This window comes from Pseudonocardia sp. Ae717_Ps2 (genome assembly GCF_001932475.1).
In the GTDB taxonomy this organism is placed as follows: Bacteria; Actinomycetota; Actinomycetes; order Mycobacteriales; family Pseudonocardiaceae; genus Pseudonocardia.
This window is the reverse complement of sequence record NZ_MCIS01000001.1, coordinates 2,652,727-2,668,784: the sequence shown is the minus strand read 5'-3', so window position 1 is coordinate 2,668,784 and position 16,058 is coordinate 2,652,727. Positions and strand designations below refer to the sequence as shown.

Below are 16,058 nucleotides of genomic sequence, written 5' to 3'. Positions count from 1 at the left end.
TCGTGCCCGTCCGTCCTACCCCGGCGGCCGCTCCGACGGAAGCGGTGATCGTTCGCTCACGACAACGATCGTGTCCGGACTCACCGCGACTCAGTACGTCCGTACCATTTAGGCTCGGGTCGTGATCCCACGGTGAGCTCCCGCCCGTCGCTGTCCGGATGGTGGCGCTGGCCGTTGCTCGCCGCCCTCACCGTGCTGGTGACCGCCGGGCTCGCCACGGTCGACGTGCCCTCCCCCGCCCTGTTCGCCGGGCTGCTGGTCGCGACCGTGCTCGCGCTGTCCGGGCTCGGCCCCACCCGGGTCGCCCGCCCGGCGACGTCGGCCGCCCAGGCGGTGATCGGTGTCGTCATCGGCCTGCTCGCCCGGCCGGACACCCTGGCGGCGGTGGCCGCGGAGTGGCTGCCGGTCCTGCTGATCAGCCTCGCGACGCTGCTGCTCAGCATGGGGTCCGGGCTGCTGATGGGGCTGCAGCGCGGGGTCACCCCGCTCACCGGGATGCTCGCGCAGACCGCGGGCGGCGCGTCCGGGCTGGTCGCGATCAGCCGCGAGCTCGGCGGCGACGAGCGCACCGTCGCCGTCATCCAGTACCTGCGGGTCGGTCTGGTCACCGCGACGATGCCGGTGGTCGCCGCGTTCGTCTACGGCGCCTCGCCCGGTGCCCCGGCCGCCGCGGGCACGGGCCCCGGCGCGCCGTGGTGGGTCGGGCTCGCGGCGACCGCGGTGTGCGTGGGCGTCGGCGTCCCGCTGGGGAAGGTCGCGCGGGTCCCCGCCGGGGCGCTGCTCGGGCCGATGGTGGTGGCGCTGGTGATCAGCCTGGCCGGGTTCTCCCTCGACGCGTCGGTGCCGCTCCCGATCGTCGACGTCGCCTACGCCGTCATCGGCTGGCAGGCCGGGCTGCGCTTCACCCGGGCCGCGCTCGGCACCGTCGCGCGGGTGCTGCCGCTGGCGACCGTCCTGATCCTGGGCGTCGTCGCGCTGTGCGCCCTGCTGGGGCTGCTGCTGTCCTCCCTCACCGGCATGACCCCGCTGGAGGGATACCTCGCGACCACCCCGGGCGGGATCTACGCGGTGCTGGCGACGGCGATCTCGTCCGGAGTGGACGTCACCTCGGTGGTCGCGGTGCAGGTGCTGCGGGTGATCCTGATGCTGCTCGTCGCACCGTGGACCGCGCGGATGGTCGGGCGGCGCCTGGGCCCGGGCACCAGGGAGTGAGGGCCGCTCAGCGGACCCGCGCGACCCGTCCCGGCGGCGGCGCCGGGACCGCGCCGGGGTGCAGCAGGGCCGCGACCGCCTCCACCCCGTCGACCAGGCGCGGACCGGCCCGCACGACGTAGGACGCCGAGTCGATCGCGTGCACCGGGACCCCCGCGGGCAGCCACGGCAGCGCCGCGCGGGCCTGGGCGAGCGCGTCGTCGAGCCCGAAGCCGCAGGGCGCGACAAGCACGGCGTCGCACGGAGGCAGGTCGGCCCGGTCGACCGCGGTGCTGCGCCCACCCGGGGCGGCGGCCACCGGGACACCGCCCGCCGCGGTGACCAGGTCGGGCACCCAGTGCCCCGGCAGGAACGGCGGGTCGGTCCACTCCAGCACCAGCACCCGCGGTGCCGGGCGGCCCCGCACCGCGGCGGCCACCGCGTCCAGGCGCGCCGACAGGCCCGCGACCAGCTCGGCGGCCCGGTCCGGCACCCCGGCCGCGGTGCCGACCGCGGTCACCACGTCGAGCACGTCGGCCAGCCGGTGCGGGTCCAGCGACAGCACCCGGGCCCGGGTACCCAGCTCGGCCTGCACCTGCGCGACGGTCGAGCCGGGTAGCGCGCACACCGCGCACAGGTCCTGGGTGAGGATCAGCTCCGGGTCGGCGGCGGCGAGGCGGGCGCGGTCCACCTCGTACAGCGGCAGCCCGGCCGCGGCCCGCTCGCGGACGACGGCGTCGATCTCCCCCGGCGACGCGGCGGTCGGCAGCGCGGTGTCCACGACCACCGGCACCCGGCCCCGCACCCCCGCCGGGTCGTCGCACTCGAAGGTGACGCCGACCAGGTCGGCGGCCAGGCCGAGCCGCCCGGCGATCTCGGTGCCGGCCGGGAGCAGCGACGCGATCCGCACACCGCGCAACGGTAGGCGGTGGCGTGCGCCGCGACGAGAGGGAAGGATCGCCGCATGACCGTGCACGAGCGCGCCGGGACCCCGGCCCGCCCCGAGGACCTCGTCGACGTCGACGCGCTGCTGGCCGCGTACGCCACGACCCACCCCGACCCGTCGGTCGACGTGCAGCGGGTCGCGTTCGGCACGTCCGGGCACCGCGGGTCGGCGTTCACCGCGACCTTCAACGACGACCACATCGCCGCCACCAGCCAGGCGATCGTCGAGTACCGGGCCGCCCAGGGCACCGACGGCCCGCTGTTCCTCGGCCACGACAGCCACGCGCTGTCCGAGCCCGCCTGGCGCACCGCGGCCGAGGTGTTCGCGGCCAACGACGTCGACGTCGTCGTCGACTCCCGGGACGGGCTGACCCCGACCCCCGCGATCTCGCACGCGATCCTGGTCACCAATGCCGGGCGCGACGGCCGGCACCTGGCCGACGGCGTCGTCGTCACGCCCTCGCACAACCCGCCCGCCGACGGCGGCTTCAAGTACAACCCGCCCGACGGCGGCCCCGCGGGCACCGAGGCGACGACCTGGATCGCCGACCGGGCCAACCAGCTGCTGGAGAACGGCCTGAAGGAGGTGCGCCGCGCCGCCCGGTTCGACGCCGCGGCCGCGCACCGCTACGACTACCTCGGCACCTACGTCGACCAGCTCGACCAGGTCCTCGACATGGCCGCGATCCGCGACGCCGGGGTCACCATCGGCGCCGACCCGCTCGGCGGCGCCTCGGTCGACTACTGGGGCGCGATCGCGCAGCGCTGGGGCCTGGACCTCACCGTGGTCAACCCGGCCGTCGACCCGACGTTCGGGTTCATGGCCCTGGACTGGGACGGGAAGATCCGGATGGACTGCAGCTCGCCGTACGCGATGGCGTCGCTGCGGGCCCGGATGGAATCCGATCCGGCTCCCTTCACCATCGCCACCGGCAACGACGCCGACGCCGACCGGCACGGCATCGTCACCGCCGACGGCGGCCTGATGAACCCCAACCACTACCTCGCCGTGGCCATCGGCTACCTGTTCGCCCACCGCCCCGGCTGGCCCGCCGCCGCCGGGATCGGCAAGACCGCGGTCAGCTCGTCGATGATCGACCGGGTCGCCGGTGACCTCGGCCGGACGCTGGTCGAGGTGCCCGTCGGGTTCAAGTGGTTCGTGCCCGGCCTGCGCTCGGGCGAGATCGGCTTCGGCGGCGAGGAGAGCGCGGGCGCGTCGTTCCTGCGCCGGGACGGCTCGCCCTGGAGCACCGACAAGGACGGCCTGCTGCTCGCCCTGCTCGCCTCGGAGATCACCGCGGTCACCGGCTCGACCCCCAGCGAGCACTACGCCCGGCTGACCGAGCGGTTCGGCGCCCCCGCCTACGCCCGCACCGACGTCGCCTGCTCGCGGGAGGACAAGGCGGCGCTGTCGAAGCTGGACGCCGGCGCCGTCACCGAGCTCGCCGGGGACGCGATCACCGCGAAGCTCACCCGCGCCCCGGGCAACGACGCCGCGATCGGCGGGCTGAAGGTCCTCACCGACACCGGCTGGTTCGCCGCCCGTCCCTCGGGCACCGAGGACGTCTACAAGGTCTACGCCGAGAGCTTCCGCGGGCCGGAGCACCTGGCACGCATCCAGGACGAGGCGCGCGGCGTCGTCTCGGCGGCCCTGGCAGGATCGGGCGCGTGAGCAGCAAGCACGCACTCGGGTTCGGCATCGACATCGGCGGCTCCGGCATCAAGGGCGCCCCGGTGGACCTGCACAAGGGCCGGCTGGCCGCGGAGCGGGTGCGGATCCCGACGCCGCAGCCGTCGACACCGGAGGCGGTCGCGGAGACCGTCACGCAGATCCTCGACGAGTTCGACTGGCGTCACTCCTTCGGCTGCACGTTCCCGGCGGTCGTCACGCACGGGGTGACCCGCACCGCCGCCAACGTGGACCGGGCCTGGGTCGACTGCGACGCGGCCGCGGTGCTGCGCCGGGTCACCGGCCGGCACGCGGTGCTGGTCAACGACGCCGACGCCGCGGGCGTCGCCGAGGCCGAGTTCGGCGCGGCCGCCGACCACCACCACGGGCTGGTGCTCGTCGTGACCCTCGGGACCGGCATCGGGTCGGCGCTGGTCAACCACGGGAAGCTGGTGCCCAACACCGAACTCGGGCACCTGGAACTCGACGGGTTCGACGCCGAGTCGCGCGCCGCCGACTCCGCCCGCGAGCGCGAGGACCTGGACTGGGAGCAGTGGGGCGGGCGGCTGCAGCGCTACTTCACCCACGTCGAGAACCTGCTGTGGCCGGACCTGATCGTCGTCGGCGGCGGGGTCAGCAAGAAGTTCGAGAAGTGGTCGCCCTACGTGCGGACCCGCACGAAGCTCGTCCCGGCCGGGCTGCTCAACGAGGCCGGGATCATCGGGGCAGCGCTGCTGGCGCACGGCTGACCCTCGTCCGGTGCCGGATTGCGTCGTGCAGTAGTTTGCGGTGCTCACGATCCTGCGAGCACACTGCAGTGACTGCACGACTGCACTCCCCGCTCGGGTCGAGGGTGCGAGCCGCGCGCCGGGACCAGCGGGAGAGGCGGGACGGGCATGATCGGCGACATGCTGACCGACCAGGAGGCACGCTGCCACGGGCTGCGGGAGCGCAAGAAGGTGCGGACCCGCCAGGCGCTGCGCGCCGCGGCACTGGAACGCGCCCGCACCCAGGGCCCGGACGCGTTCACCGTGGAGGAGATCTGCGCCGACGTCGACGTCGCGCCGCGCACGTTCTTCAACCACTTCCCGTCGAAGGACGCGGTGCTGTTCGACTGGGACGCCGCCTCCCTCGCCGAGCTCGCCACCGAGGTCCGCGCCCGGCCCGAGTCGTCCCCGCTCGGGGCCGCGACGGCGGTGCTCGCCGAGGTCGCCGAGGCGCTGACGACCAGCCCGACCTGGCACGGCCAGATGGAGCTGCTGCGCACCCACCCCGAGCTGCGCCCACGGATCGCCCACGTCGGACGGACCGTGGAGCAGACCGTCGCCGACGCGCTCGCCGAGCGCGACGGCACCGACACCCCCACCACGGCCCACCGGCTCGCCGCGGCCGCCGCGATGGCGATCATGCAGGTCGCCGTCGCCGGCTGGCTGGCCGCCCCGGAGGGCCCGGCGGCCCGCCAGGTCTACGGCGACGTGCTGGCGGCCGCCCGGGAGTCCTTCGCGGCGCTGCCGGACTGAACGCGCCCCCGGCTCAGGCCGCCGGCGGCCCGTAGGTCAGCCGGACCACGCCGTTCTCGTAGGCCTCCGACTCGCGCAGCCGCAACGGCGCCCGGACGCCCTCGGCGAACAGCCGCAGCCCGGCCCCGAGCGACACCGGGTAGACGAACAGGTTGAGCGTGTCGACCAGGCCGTCGGCGAGCAACGCACGGACCAGGGTGACGCTGCCGGAGACGTAGATGCCGCCGCCGGTCGCGTCCTTGAGCTGCTGGATCCGCACCGGGTCGTACGGGCCGAGCACCCGGGCGTTCTCCCACTCCAGCGGGTCGGCCAGGGTCGAGGTGACGACGTGCTTGGGCGCGCCGTTGAAGAACGCCCCGCCGGACTCGACGTCGTGGCCGCGGGCCGACCAGGCCGGGTGGAACATCTCGTAGGTGGTGCGGCCGAGCAGGATCGCCGCGTCGGTCAGCCGGCCGATCGCCTCCCCCATCGCGTCGGGGAAGCCGTACTCGGCCGTCCACGACGGGTCGGACACGACCCCGTCGAGGCTGATGAACTCGTGCACGTCGATGGTGCCCACTGTGGTCTCCCGGGGTCCGGTACGGAGGTGTCGGGGGTAGGACCGCGGCCCGGCCCCGAGCTCATCGGCTCGACTCAGGCCAGGTCCGCGACGGTGGACGCCGCGCCGCGTGACCACAGCGACTCCAGCGCGGCCCGGAACGCGCCCGCGAACCGCTCGTCGGAGCCGAGGTCGCCGAACACCCCGCGGTGGGACAGGAACGACCCCGGGGTGTCCCGTTCGGCGCGGGCCAGCGCGGTCATCTCCTCGGCGAGACGGTCCTGCTGGGGGATCTCGCGGCCCTGCTCGTCGGTGCCCTCGGCGTAGCGGCACCACCCGGCGACGACGGCCGCCGCCCGCGCGACCGGCCCGCCCGCGGCCAGCTGCTCGCGCACCACCGGCAACAGGAAGATCGAGATCCGGTCGGAGCTGCCGTAGTTGATCCGCATCAGCGTGTCGGCGACACCCGGGTTCGCGAAGCGTTCCAGCAGGGTGTCCTTGTAGGCGTCGAGGTCGATGCCGGGCACCGGGCGCAGCGTCGGGGTGGCCTCGTCGTCCATGTAGGACCGCAGGAACGCCGCGAACGTCGGGTCCTGGGCGACCTCGTGCACGTAGCGGTGCCCGGCGAGGTAGCCGAGGTAGCCGAGCGCCTGGTGGGTGGCGTTGAGCAGGCGCAGCTTCATGAACTCGTAGGGGACGACGTCGTCGACGAGCTGGACCCCGACCCGCTCGAACTCCGGGCGGCCCGCGGCGAAGTGGTCCTCGAGCACCCACTGGGTGAACGGCTCGCACACGACCGGCCAGCCGTCGCGCAGCTCGAAGCGCTCGGCGAGGGCCTCGCGGTCGGTGTCGGCGGTGGCCGGGGTGATCCGGTCGACCATCGAGTTCGGGAAGGTGACCGACTCCGCGACCCAGGCGCCCAGCCCGGCGTCGCGGAGCTGGGCGACACCGGTGAACACCCGGCGGGCGACGTCGCCGTTGCCCTGCATGTTGTCGCAGCTCATGACCGTGAGCGGGCCGGTGCCGCGCTCCCGGCGACGCGCCAGCGCCTCGACGACCAGCCCGAACGCCCCGGTCGGGGCGGAGCCGGCGGCCATCGCGTCCAGGTCGGCGCGAATGCCGGGGAAGTCCGGGTCGAACTCGCCGGTCTTCTGGTCGATCGCGTAGCCGCCCTCGGTGATCGTCAGCGAGACGATCCGGGTGTCGGGGTGGGCGATCCGCTCGATGACGGCGTCGGGGTCGTCGGGGGCGTAGAGGTAGTCGACCAGCGACCCGACCACCCGGGGCGTCAGCGTCCCGTCGGCCTCCTTCAGCACGAGCGTGTACAGCCCGTCCTGGGCGGCCAGCACGTCACGCATCCGGTCGTCGGCGGTGAGCACGCCGACCCCGCAGATCCCCCACTCCGGCGCCCCGCCGGAGGCGAGCAACGCGTCGACGTACATCGCGAGGTGCGCGCGGTGGAACCCACCGACGCCGATGTGGACGATCCCGCGCCCCACGGCGGCCCGGTCGTAGCCGGGGACCTCCACGCCCTCGATCCCGTCGGCCCAGATCCCGGTCTCGTCCAGCGAACGCATGGTCCCCCTTGCCACGTCCCCCGCGCCCCACGGCGCCGTCGGGTGAGACGCCGACCCTACCGCTCGCACCGTGCCGCGCAAGCGCTTCCGCGAGAAGCCCCGCGAACTGGTCCTGCAACCGGTAACGCCTACGAAACAACGTCGTACGCTGCGACGATCAGAGATCAGTACTTGCGCATATCGCAAGTCAGGGCCTACGGTCGCCCGGTGACCGACCCCCGTACCACCCGGACCGCCGAGGACGCGGTCGCCGGACGGGTGCGCGCCCTGCTCGAGCGCGACGGCTGGACCCAGCGCCGGTTCGCGGCCGCGATCGGGCTGGAGGAGACCAAGCTGTCGAAGTCCCTCGCCGGACGTCGCCGCTTCGCCGCCGACGAGCTCGTCCGCATCGCCGAGGTCACCGGCGAGACGGTCGCGCGGCTGCTGCACGGCCGCGACGGCGCCCGGGCCAGGACCGCGGTCCCCACCGGGGCCGCCGCCGCGGCGGCCGAGCCCGACACCGGACGCGAGCCCGGCGGGGCCCACGGCACCCGTGGCCGGATCCTCGACGCGGCCTGGGAGCTGATCGCCGACCACGGTTACCACCGGGTCCGCACCGCCGACGTCGCGCGGGCGGCGGGGACCAGCCCGGCGGCGATCCACTACCACTTCCCCACCCGCTCGGAGCTGCTCGACTCCGCGCTGCGGCACAACGTGCGCCTCGCCTTCGACCGCCAGGTCGCCGAGCTCGACACGATCGCCCACCCGCACGAGCGGCTGCTGCGGCTGATCGACCTGCAGCTCCCCGACGGCGCCCTGCTGCGCCGCGAGTGGTCGATCTGGATCCAGGTGTGGGCGGAGTCGGCGATCGACCCGGCCCGGCGCGCGCTGTACTGGGACGCCTACGACCGCTGGTACCGCAGCATCGCCATGACGATCGCCGAGGGCGCCGCGGCCGGGGGGTTCGTGTCCGGCCGCACCGAGGCCCTGGCCGACCAGCTCACCGCGCTGATCGACGGGCTCGGCATCCAGGTGCTGGCGATGACCCCACGGGCCGGGACCGACCGGATGCGCGCCCTGCTGCACGACTTCATCGACCGGGCCGTGCTCGCGGCGCCGGCAGGCACGGAACGAACGGAGATCGGATGAACCGTGACGTCATCATCACCTGCGCGGTGACCGGGGCCGGCGACACGGTGGGCCGCAGCCCGCACGTGCCCGTCACCCCGGCCGCGATCGCCGCGGACGCGATCGCCGCGGCCCGGGCCGGGGCCGCCGTGGTGCACATCCACGTGCGCGACCCGGAGACCGGGAGCCCGTCGCGGGCGGTGGAGCTCTACCGCGAGACCGTGACCCGCATCCGGGACTCCGGCGTCGACGTCGTGCTGAACCTGACCGCCGGCATGGGCGGCGACCTGGTGATCGACGCCGACGACCCGCTCAAGCCGATCGACGGCACGGACCTCGTCAACGCCCTGGAGCGGCTCCCGCACGTCGAGGAGCTGCTGCCCGACATCTGCACGCTGGACTGCGGCTCGCTGAACTTCGGGGAGGGCAACCAGCTCTACGTCTCCACCCCGGACATGCTGCGCACCGGGGCCAGGCGGGTGCAGGAGCTCGGGGTGAAGCCCGAGCTGGAGATCTTCGACACCGGACAGCTGTGGTTCGCCACCGTCCTGGTCGAGGAGGGTCTGATCGACGCCCCGGCGCTGTTCCAGCTGTGCATGGGCATCCCCTACGGCGCCCCGGCCGACCCGGGTGTGCTGGCGGCGGAGGTGAACCTGCTGCCCGAGGGCGCCAACTTCGCGTCGTTCGCGATCGGGCGCGACCAGCTGCCGTGGGTGGCGCAGTCGGTGCTGGCCGGCGGGCACGCCCGCGTCGGGCTGGAGGACAACCTCTACCTCTCCCGCGGGGTGAAGGCGACCAACGAGCAGCTGACCGAGCGCGCGGTGGAGATCGTGCAGAACCTCGGCGCGAGCGTCGCGACGCCGGACCGCGCCCGCGCGATCCTCGGCCTGAAGGAGCGCGCCGGTGTCTGAGCCCGAGACAGAGTCCGTGTCCGTCACCGAGTCCGAGCCCGACCTCCGGCCCGTCTCCGCGATCCGGACCGTCGCCTGCATCGGCGCCGGAGTGATCGGCGCGGGCTGGGCGGCGTACTTCCTGGCCCGCGGGCTGCGGGTCCGGGCCTGGGACCCCGCCCCGGACGCCGAGGAGACGCTGCGCCGCGTGGTCGACGCCGCCTGGCCGGCGCTCACTGAGCTGGGGCTGGCCGAGGGCGCCGACCGGGACGCGCTGACGATGTTCCCGACCGCGGCCGAGGCCGTCGCGGGCGCGGACTTCGTGCAGGAGAGCGCCCCGGAGGACCTGACGCTCAAGCGCTCCCTGCTGGCCGAGCTGGCCGACGCCGCGGTGGCGGCCGGTCCGGACGTGGTGGTGGCGTCGTCGACCTCGGGGTTCCCGATGACCGACATGGCGACGACCGCGGCGCACCCGGACCGGCTCGTCGTCGGGCACCCGTTCAACCCGCCCTACCTGATCCCGCTGGTCGAGGTCGTCGGCGGGGAGCGGACCGCGGCCTGGGCGGCGTCGCGGGCCGCGGACTTCTACCGGCACATCGGCAAGTCGGTGATCGAGATGGAACGGGAGCTGCCCGGCTTCATCGCGAACCGCCTGCAGGAGGCGATCTGGCGCGAGGCGCTGCACATGGTCGCCGCGGGCGAGGCCACCCCCGAGGAGATCGACCGCTCGATCACCGACGGCCCGGGGCTGCGCTGGCCGGTGCACGGGCCCTGCCTGACCTTCCACCTGGCCGGGGGCCGGGGCGGGATGGCGCACATGCTGGACCACTTCGGACCGTCGCTGAAGGCGCCGTGGACACGCCTGGAGGCCCCGGAGCTCACCCGGGAGCTGCGCGACGACATGGTCGCCGGCGCCGAGGTCTCCGCGGGTGGGCGACCGATGGCCGAGCTGGTGGCCGAGCGCGACCGGGCGGTGATCGCGGTCCGCCGGGCCGTGGCCGCGGCCCGGCAGACCACTGTGCAGACCACTGTGCAGACCACTGTGCAGACCACTGTGCAGACCACCGGGCAGACCACCGGGCAGACCGCCGGGGAGACCGCCCGGTGAGCGCGCTGCCGGCGCACCGCGACGTCGTCCGCCCCGAGTGGATCGACTACAACGGCCACCTGTCCGAGCCCTACTACGTGCTGGTGTTCGGCGACGCGACGACGGCGCTGATGGAACACACCGGGATGGACGCCGGCTACCGGGACACGACCGGCTGCTCGCTCTACACCGTCGAGGCGCACGTGCGGTACCTGCGCGAGATCGGCGCGGACGCGGAGCTGGAGGTCACGACCCGGGTGCTCGGCCGCGACGCGAAACGGCTGCGGCTCTGGCACGAGCTGCGCACCGCGGGCCGGCTCTGTGCCACCGAGGAGCTGATGTGTCTGCACGTCGGCCCGGGCGGCACCGCGCCGTTCCCGGACGGCGTCGCCGCCGACCTCGACGCGCTGGTCACCGGCGACCCCGTACCCGAGCACGCCGGACGTGCGGTGCAGGAGGTGACCCGGCCCCCGACCTGACCCGCGACCGCGGCCCCGCACCTGCGGGGCCCTCCCCGAGGAGACAGCTCGATGACCAGCCCGACCCTGACGTCGCTGTCCCGGCGACGCCTGCTGGGCGGCGCGGCGGGACTCGCCGCGGCGGCCGTGCTCGCCGGCTGCGGCGGCCCCGCCGCGGCCCGCGACGCCGGTCCCCCGCGCCGCGGCGGCGTCCTGCGGGTGGGGGTGACCGGCGGCGGATCGTCGGACACCCTGGACCCGCACAGCCCCGCCACGAACCCCGACATCGCCCGCACGCTCAGCCTCTACGAGCCGCTGCTGCACTGGGACGACGCCTACACCCTGCAGCCCGCGGTCGCCGAGTCGGTGACGGCGGAGCCCGGGGCACGGGCCTGGACCGCGGTCATCCGCGCCGGCATCACCTTCCACGACGGCCGTCCGGTCACCCCGGACGACGTCGTCGCCACCTTCGCGCGGATCACCGACCCGTCCGACCCGAAGTCCGGGGCGTCGCAGTTCGGGATCCTCGACGACGTCGTCGTCGCCTCCGACCGGTCGGTGCGGTTCGTGCTGTCCGAGCCGTCCCCGATCTTCGACCAGTACCTGGCCGAGTACTCGTGCGGGATCGTCCCGGCCGACTTCTCGCTGGACAGGCCGGTCGGCACCGGGGCGTTCCGGTTCGCCTCGTTCACCCCCGGCCAGCAGAGCGCCTTCGTCCGCCACGACGGCTACTGGCGCCCGGACCAGCCCTACGTCGACCGCCTCGAGCTGATCAACTTCTCCGAGGACGACGCCCGGATCAACGCCCTGCTCTCCGGGCAGGTCGATGCGATCGACCAGGTCCCGCTGTCGCTGACCGAGGTGGTCGGCTCCTACGACTCGGTGCGGCTGCTGACCTCGGAGACCGGGTCGTGGCTGCCGTTCACCATGCGCGTCGACGTCGCCCCGTTCGACGACGTCCGGGTCCGCCAGGCGCTGCGTCTGGTCACCGGCCGCGGCGAGCTGGTCAACCAGGTGCTGTCCGGGCAGGGCGCCGCCGGCGTCGACCTCTACGCCCGCTTCGACCCGGACTACCTCGACCCGTCCCGCGAGCAGGACCTCGCCCGGGCCCGCGACCTGCTCGCCGCGGCCGGGAAGCCGAACCTCGCGGTGGAGCTGGTGACCTCCCCGATCCAGGCCGGCACCGTCGAGGCCGCGCAGGTGTTCGCCACCCAGGCCCGCGGCGCCGGGATCGACGTCGGGCTGCGCCGGGTCGACACCTCCACGTTCTTCTCCGACCAGTACCTGCAGTGGGAGTTCGCGCAGAGCTTCTGGAACACCCGCAACTACCTGCCGCAGGCCTCGCAGTCCTCGATGCCCGACGCACCGTTCAACGAGACGCACTGGACCGACGCGCAGTACCAGGGCCTGGTCCGCCGGGCCCGGTCCGAGCTGGACGCCGGGCGGCGGGCCCAGCTGGTGCGCGCGGCGCAGCGGATCGAGTTCGACCGCGGCGGCTACCTGATCTGGGGCTTCCCGGACCGGGTGGACGCCCACCAGGCCTACGTCGGCGGGCTCGTCCCGAACCGCACCGGGCTGTCCCTGTCCGGCTACGAGTTCCGGAAGGCGTGGGTGGACGCATGAGCCCGCTCGTCCGCATGATCCTGCGGCGCCTCGCGCTGTCGGTGCTGATCCTGCTCGTCGTGTCGGTGCTGATCTTCGCCGCGACGCTGCTGCTGCCCGGCGACCCCGCCCGGGCCATCCTCGGCCAGCAGGCCACCCCGGAACGGGTGGCGGCGCTGACCGCGCAGCTGGGCCTCGACCGGCCCGCGCCCGAGCGCTACCTCACCTGGCTGGGCGGTGTCCTGACCGGCGACCTCGGCTTCTCCGCCGCCACCGGCGGCCCGGTGTCGGAGCTGCTCGGAGACCGGATCGAGGCCTCGGCGCTGCTGCTGGTGCTGACCGCGCTCGTCTCCACCCCGGTCGCGCTCGCGCTGGGCGCGCGGGCCGCGGTCCGGCGCGGCACCCGGACCGACTCCGCGGTGTCCGGGGCCTCGCTGGTGCTGGCCGCGCTGCCGGAGTTCGTCATCGGCGTGCTGCTGGTCGTGCTGTTCGCGACCTCGGTGCTGCGGATCCTGCCGTCGGTGACGATCGCCCGGCCGGGCGAGCCGGTGTGGGCGCGACCCGAGCAGCTGGTGCTGCCGGTCGTGACGCTGGCACTGGTGGTGATCCCCTACGTGGTGCGGATGACCCGCGCGACGCTGTCGGAGACCCTCGACGCCGGCTACGTCGAGATGGCCCGGCTCAAGGGGCTGCCCGAGCGCACCGTGCTGTTCCGGCACGCCGTGCCGCACACGATCGGCCCGGTCGCCCAGGTGATCGCCCTGCAGCTGGCCTGGCTGGCCGGGGGCGTGGTCGTCGTCGAGTTCCTGTTCCGCTACCCCGGGATCGGGCAGGCGCTGATCGACGCCGTCGCCAACCGGGACGTGCAGGTCGTGCAGGCGATCACCCTCGTCATCGCGGCGTTCTACGTCGTGGTGAACCTCGCCGCGGACGTCGCCGGGATCCTGGCCGACCCGCGGATCCGGCACTCCTCGACCGGAGGTCCCGCATGACCGCCCCGTCCACCCCGTCCACCCCGTCCGCGCCCTCCGCGCCGTCCGGCCTGCTGCGCCGCACCTTCCGCCGCCGGCAAGCGCGGATCGGAGCCGTCCTCACCGTCCTGGTCGTCGCGGTCGCGCTGCTCGGCCCGCTCGTCGGGCCGCTGCTGACCGGCTACGGCGTCGACGACTTCGCCGGGCGGCCGTTCCGCGCCGAGGGCATCGCCGGCACCGACGACCTGGGCCGCGACGTGTTCACCCGGTTCCTCGCCGGCGGCGGACCGGTGCTGCTCTACGCGCTGGCCGCGACCGCGATCGGCGTCGTCGGCGGGACGGCGCTGGGCATGCTCGCCGGCTACTCCGGCACCACCGGCAGCCGGCTGGACACGCTGATCATGCGGGGCGGCGACGTGCTGCTGTCGTTCCCGCAGCTGGTGCTGGCACTGCTCGCGGTCGCCGTGCTCGGCTCGTCGGGCTGGCTGCTGGTGCTGGTCATCGGCATCACCCACGTCCCGCGGGTCGCGCGCGTCGCCCGGCAGGCGACGCTCTCGGTCGCCGGGCAGGACTACGTGCAGGCCGCCCGGATGTACGGGATGCCCCGGCGACGGATCCTCGCCACCGAGGTCCTGCCCAACATCACCGGCCCGCTGATGGTCGAGCTCGGCCTGCGGCTGACCTACTCGATCGGCTACGTGGCGTCGCTGTCGTTCCTGGGACTGGGGGTGCAGCCGCCGGCGTCGGACTGGGGGCTGCAGATCAACGAGAACCGGATCGCGCTGATCGTCACGCCGTGGGGGGTGCTGCTGCCGGTGCTCGCGATCGCGGTCCTCACCGTCGGCACGAACATGATCACCGATGCGCTGGCGAAGGAGTCCGCGGACACGACGGGGGGCGGGGCATGAGCCGGACACCGACGATCGAGTGCACGGGGCTGCGGGTCGCGACGACCCACGGCCGCGAGGTGCTGCACGGCGTGGACTGGGCCGTCGCACCGGGCGAGATCCTGGCCCTGGTCGGCGAGTCCGGGTCGGGCAAGACCACCGCGGCGCTGGCCGCGCTCGGCCACTTCCGCGCCGGGCTGACCCACACCGGCGGGACGATGCGCTTCGCCGGGCACACCGAGTCCCACGACGACCTGCTCACGCTGCCCGCGGCGACGCTGCGCGGGGTCCGGGGCCGGCTGGTCTCCTACGTGCCGCAGGACCCGGCGCTGTCGCTGAACCCGGTGCTGCGCATCGGGCCGCAGGTCGCGGAGGTCCTCACCGCACACGGCTGGGAGGGTGACGTGGCCGCCCGGGTGCGGGAGGTGCTGACCGACGTCGGGCTGCCCGGCGACGACGCCTTCGCCGACCGCTACCCGCACCAGCTCTCCGGCGGACAGCAGCAGCGGGTCGGGATCGCGGCGGCGTTCGTGCACCGGCCCGACGTGGTGGTGCTCGACGAGCCGACGACCGGGCTGGACGTCACCACCCAGGACCTGGTGCTCGACACCGTGCGGGAGCTGGTGACCCGTTCCGGGACCGCCGCGCTCTACATCACCCACGACCTCGCCGTCGTCGCCGGGCTGGCCGACCGGGTCGCGGTCATGCAGGCCGGCGAGGTCGTCGAGACCGGAACCGTGCGCGCGGTGCTCACCGCGCCGGAGCACCCCTACACCCGGGCGCTGATCGCGGCGGTGCCGGACCTGCACCGGCAGACCGGGCGGGAGCCGGCACCGGCCGGTGAGCCGGTGCTGCGGGTGCGCGGTGCCGGGAAGCGCTACGGCGACCGCCCCGTGCTCGACGGCGTCGACCTGGAGCTGGCCGCCGGGGAGTGCCTGATGCTGCTGGGCGAGTCCGGGTCGGGGAAGACGACGCTGGCCCGTGGCCTGTCCGGGCTGCTGCCGCTCGACGCGGGCGAGCTGAGCCTGCACGGCGAGGCGCTCGCCACCCCGCGCAGCTACGCCCAGCTGCGCAGCGTGCAGTACGTGTTCCAGAGCCCGTTCGCGTCGCTGAACCCGCGGCGCACCGTCGCGAGCTCACTGGAGGTGCCGCTGCGGCACCTCACCGACCTCGACGCCGACGCCCGCCGGGACCGGGTGCTGCACATGCTGCGCCAGGTGCGGCTCGACGAGTCCTTCGCCCACCGCTACCCGGGCGGGCTGTCCGGCGGTGAGCGTCAGCGCGCGGCGATCGCCCGCGCCCTGGTCACCGCCCCGGACGTGCTGGTGTGCGACGAGGTCACCTCCGCGCTGGACGTCTCGGTGCAGGCCTCGATCGTCGAGCTGCTGGCGACGGTCCGCCGCGAGCTGGGCACCGCGATGCTGTTCGTGACGCACAACATCGCCCTCGCCCGGGAGGTCGCGGACCGGATCGCGGTGCTGCAGCAGGGCCGCATCGTCGAGCAGGGCACGGTGGACGAGGTCCTCACCGACCCGCAGCACGACTACACCCGCACCCTGCTGCAGCACACACCCTCGATGACGGCCGCACGGTGACGGCAGTGCGGGCGCGCCCGC

At 74.4% G+C, this 16,058-nt stretch carries 15 protein-coding genes; 12 read left to right on the top strand and 3 right to left on the bottom strand.

The genetic code is table 11. The features are described from left to right. Positions 1–132 precede the first annotated feature (132 nt). The gene (locus Ae717Ps2_RS12425; protein WP_075306487.1) at positions 133–1,212 is read left to right on the top strand and encodes an AbrB family transcriptional regulator; all 1,080 of its coding nucleotides are present in this window, start codon (positions 133–135) and stop codon (positions 1,210–1,212) included. 7 nt (positions 1,213–1,219) lie between these two features. Here Ae717Ps2_RS12425 and Ae717Ps2_RS36100 read toward each other — a convergent pair whose 3' ends face one another. Beyond that, positions 1,220–2,101 (bottom strand): ABC transporter substrate-binding protein, encoded by an 882-nt coding sequence (locus tag Ae717Ps2_RS36100; RefSeq protein ID WP_075334252.1) that lies wholly within the window; start codon positions 2,099–2,101, stop codon positions 1,220–1,222. Positions 2,102–2,155: 54 nt separating this feature from the next. On the opposite strand from Ae717Ps2_RS36100, the gene pgm reads away from it, so the two are divergent. The 3 genes from pgm to Ae717Ps2_RS12405 all read left to right on the top strand — a co-directional run bounded on the left by pgm (position 2,156) and on the right by Ae717Ps2_RS12405 (position 5,325). Beyond that, positions 2,156–3,808: a phosphoglucomutase (alpha-D-glucose-1,6-bisphosphate-dependent) gene (gene pgm, locus Ae717Ps2_RS12415; protein WP_075333406.1), complete on the top strand. Its 1,653-nt coding sequence runs from the start codon at positions 2,156–2,158 to the stop codon at positions 3,806–3,808. Next, positions 3,805–4,554: a polyphosphate--glucose phosphotransferase gene (gene ppgK / locus Ae717Ps2_RS12410; RefSeq protein WP_075306493.1), complete on the top strand. Its 750-nt coding sequence runs from the start codon at positions 3,805–3,807 to the stop codon at positions 4,552–4,554. Before pgm ends, ppgK begins: the two co-directional genes overlap by 4 nt. Before the next feature lie 159 nt (positions 4,555–4,713). Continuing rightward, positions 4,714–5,325: a TetR/AcrR family transcriptional regulator gene (locus tag Ae717Ps2_RS12405; RefSeq protein ID WP_158071490.1), complete on the top strand. Its 612-nt coding sequence runs from the start codon at positions 4,714–4,716 to the stop codon at positions 5,323–5,325. 13 nt (positions 5,326–5,338) lie between these two features. On the opposite strand, the gene Ae717Ps2_RS12400 is transcribed toward Ae717Ps2_RS12405, so the two are convergent. Next, the gene (locus tag Ae717Ps2_RS12400) at positions 5,339–5,884 is read right to left on the bottom strand and encodes a dihydrofolate reductase family protein (protein WP_075306496.1); all 546 of its coding nucleotides are present in this window, start codon (positions 5,882–5,884) and stop codon (positions 5,339–5,341) included. 74 nt (positions 5,885–5,958) lie between these two features. Beyond that, complete coding sequence (locus Ae717Ps2_RS12395) at positions 5,959–7,440, bottom strand: mannitol dehydrogenase family protein (RefSeq protein WP_075333405.1); 1,482 nt, start codon at positions 7,438–7,440, stop codon at positions 5,959–5,961. A 207-nt stretch (positions 7,441–7,647) separates the two neighbouring features. Here Ae717Ps2_RS12395 and Ae717Ps2_RS12390 point away from each other — a divergent pair, with 207 nt between their 5' ends. The 8 genes from Ae717Ps2_RS12390 to Ae717Ps2_RS12355 all read left to right on the top strand — a co-directional run bounded on the left by Ae717Ps2_RS12390 (position 7,648) and on the right by Ae717Ps2_RS12355 (position 16,037). Then, on the top strand, positions 7,648–8,568 hold the full coding sequence (locus tag Ae717Ps2_RS12390) for a TetR/AcrR family transcriptional regulator (protein WP_075333404.1): 921 nt from the start codon (positions 7,648–7,650) through the stop codon (positions 8,566–8,568). After that, a complete protein-coding gene (locus tag Ae717Ps2_RS12385; RefSeq protein ID WP_020626421.1) occupies positions 8,565–9,458 on the top strand; it encodes a 3-keto-5-aminohexanoate cleavage protein in 894 nt (297 codons plus the stop codon). Before Ae717Ps2_RS12390 ends, Ae717Ps2_RS12385 begins: the two co-directional genes overlap by 4 nt. 61 nt (positions 9,459–9,519) lie before the next feature. After that, positions 9,520–10,545 (top strand): 3-hydroxyacyl-CoA dehydrogenase NAD-binding domain-containing protein, encoded by a 1,026-nt coding sequence (locus Ae717Ps2_RS12380; RefSeq protein ID WP_304442462.1) that lies wholly within the window; start codon positions 9,520–9,522, stop codon positions 10,543–10,545. After that, positions 10,542–11,003 carry a thioesterase family protein gene (locus Ae717Ps2_RS12375; RefSeq protein ID WP_020622745.1) on the top strand — a complete coding sequence of 154 codons (462 nt, stop codon included), beginning with the start codon at positions 10,542–10,544 and terminating at the stop codon, positions 11,001–11,003. Before Ae717Ps2_RS12380 ends, Ae717Ps2_RS12375 begins: the two co-directional genes overlap by 4 nt. A 51-nt stretch (positions 11,004–11,054) precedes the next feature. Continuing rightward, positions 11,055–12,605, top strand: a complete 1,551-nt coding sequence (locus tag Ae717Ps2_RS12370; RefSeq protein ID WP_075306504.1) for an ABC transporter substrate-binding protein — start codon at positions 11,055–11,057, stop codon at positions 12,603–12,605. Next, a complete protein-coding gene (locus Ae717Ps2_RS12365; protein WP_075333402.1) occupies positions 12,602–13,576 on the top strand; it encodes an ABC transporter permease in 975 nt (324 codons plus the stop codon). The genes Ae717Ps2_RS12370 and Ae717Ps2_RS12365 overlap by 4 nt, the downstream gene beginning before the upstream one ends. Beyond that, positions 13,573–14,463, top strand: a complete 891-nt coding sequence (locus Ae717Ps2_RS12360; protein ID WP_075333401.1) for an ABC transporter permease — start codon at positions 13,573–13,575, stop codon at positions 14,461–14,463. The genes Ae717Ps2_RS12365 and Ae717Ps2_RS12360 overlap by 4 nt, the downstream gene beginning before the upstream one ends. Next, a complete protein-coding gene (locus tag Ae717Ps2_RS12355) occupies positions 14,460–16,037 on the top strand; it encodes an ABC transporter ATP-binding protein (RefSeq protein ID WP_075306508.1) in 1,578 nt (525 codons plus the stop codon). The genes Ae717Ps2_RS12360 and Ae717Ps2_RS12355 overlap by 4 nt, the downstream gene beginning before the upstream one ends. Positions 16,038–16,058 lie beyond the last annotated feature (21 nt).

Coding starts and splice junctions, on each gene's coding strand:
- Ae717Ps2_RS12370 (WP_075306504.1), top strand. CDS start 11,055: ATGACCAGCCCGACCCTGACGTCGCTGTCCCGGCGACGCCTGCTGGGC.
- pgm (WP_075333406.1), top strand. CDS start 2,156: ATGACCGTGCACGAGCGCGCCGGGACCCCGGCCCGCCCCGAGGACCTC.
- Ae717Ps2_RS12385 (WP_020626421.1), top strand. CDS start 8,565: ATGAACCGTGACGTCATCATCACCTGCGCGGTGACCGGGGCCGGCGAC.
- Ae717Ps2_RS12355 (WP_075306508.1), top strand. CDS start 14,460: ATGAGCCGGACACCGACGATCGAGTGCACGGGGCTGCGGGTCGCGACG.
- Ae717Ps2_RS12395 (WP_075333405.1), bottom strand. CDS start 7,440: ATGCGTTCGCTGGACGAGACCGGGATCTGGGCCGACGGGATCGAGGGC.
- Ae717Ps2_RS12360 (WP_075333401.1), top strand. CDS start 13,573: ATGACCGCCCCGTCCACCCCGTCCACCCCGTCCGCGCCCTCCGCGCCG.
- Ae717Ps2_RS12365 (WP_075333402.1), top strand. CDS start 12,602: ATGAGCCCGCTCGTCCGCATGATCCTGCGGCGCCTCGCGCTGTCGGTG.
- Ae717Ps2_RS12405 (WP_158071490.1), top strand. CDS start 4,714: ATGCTGACCGACCAGGAGGCACGCTGCCACGGGCTGCGGGAGCGCAAG.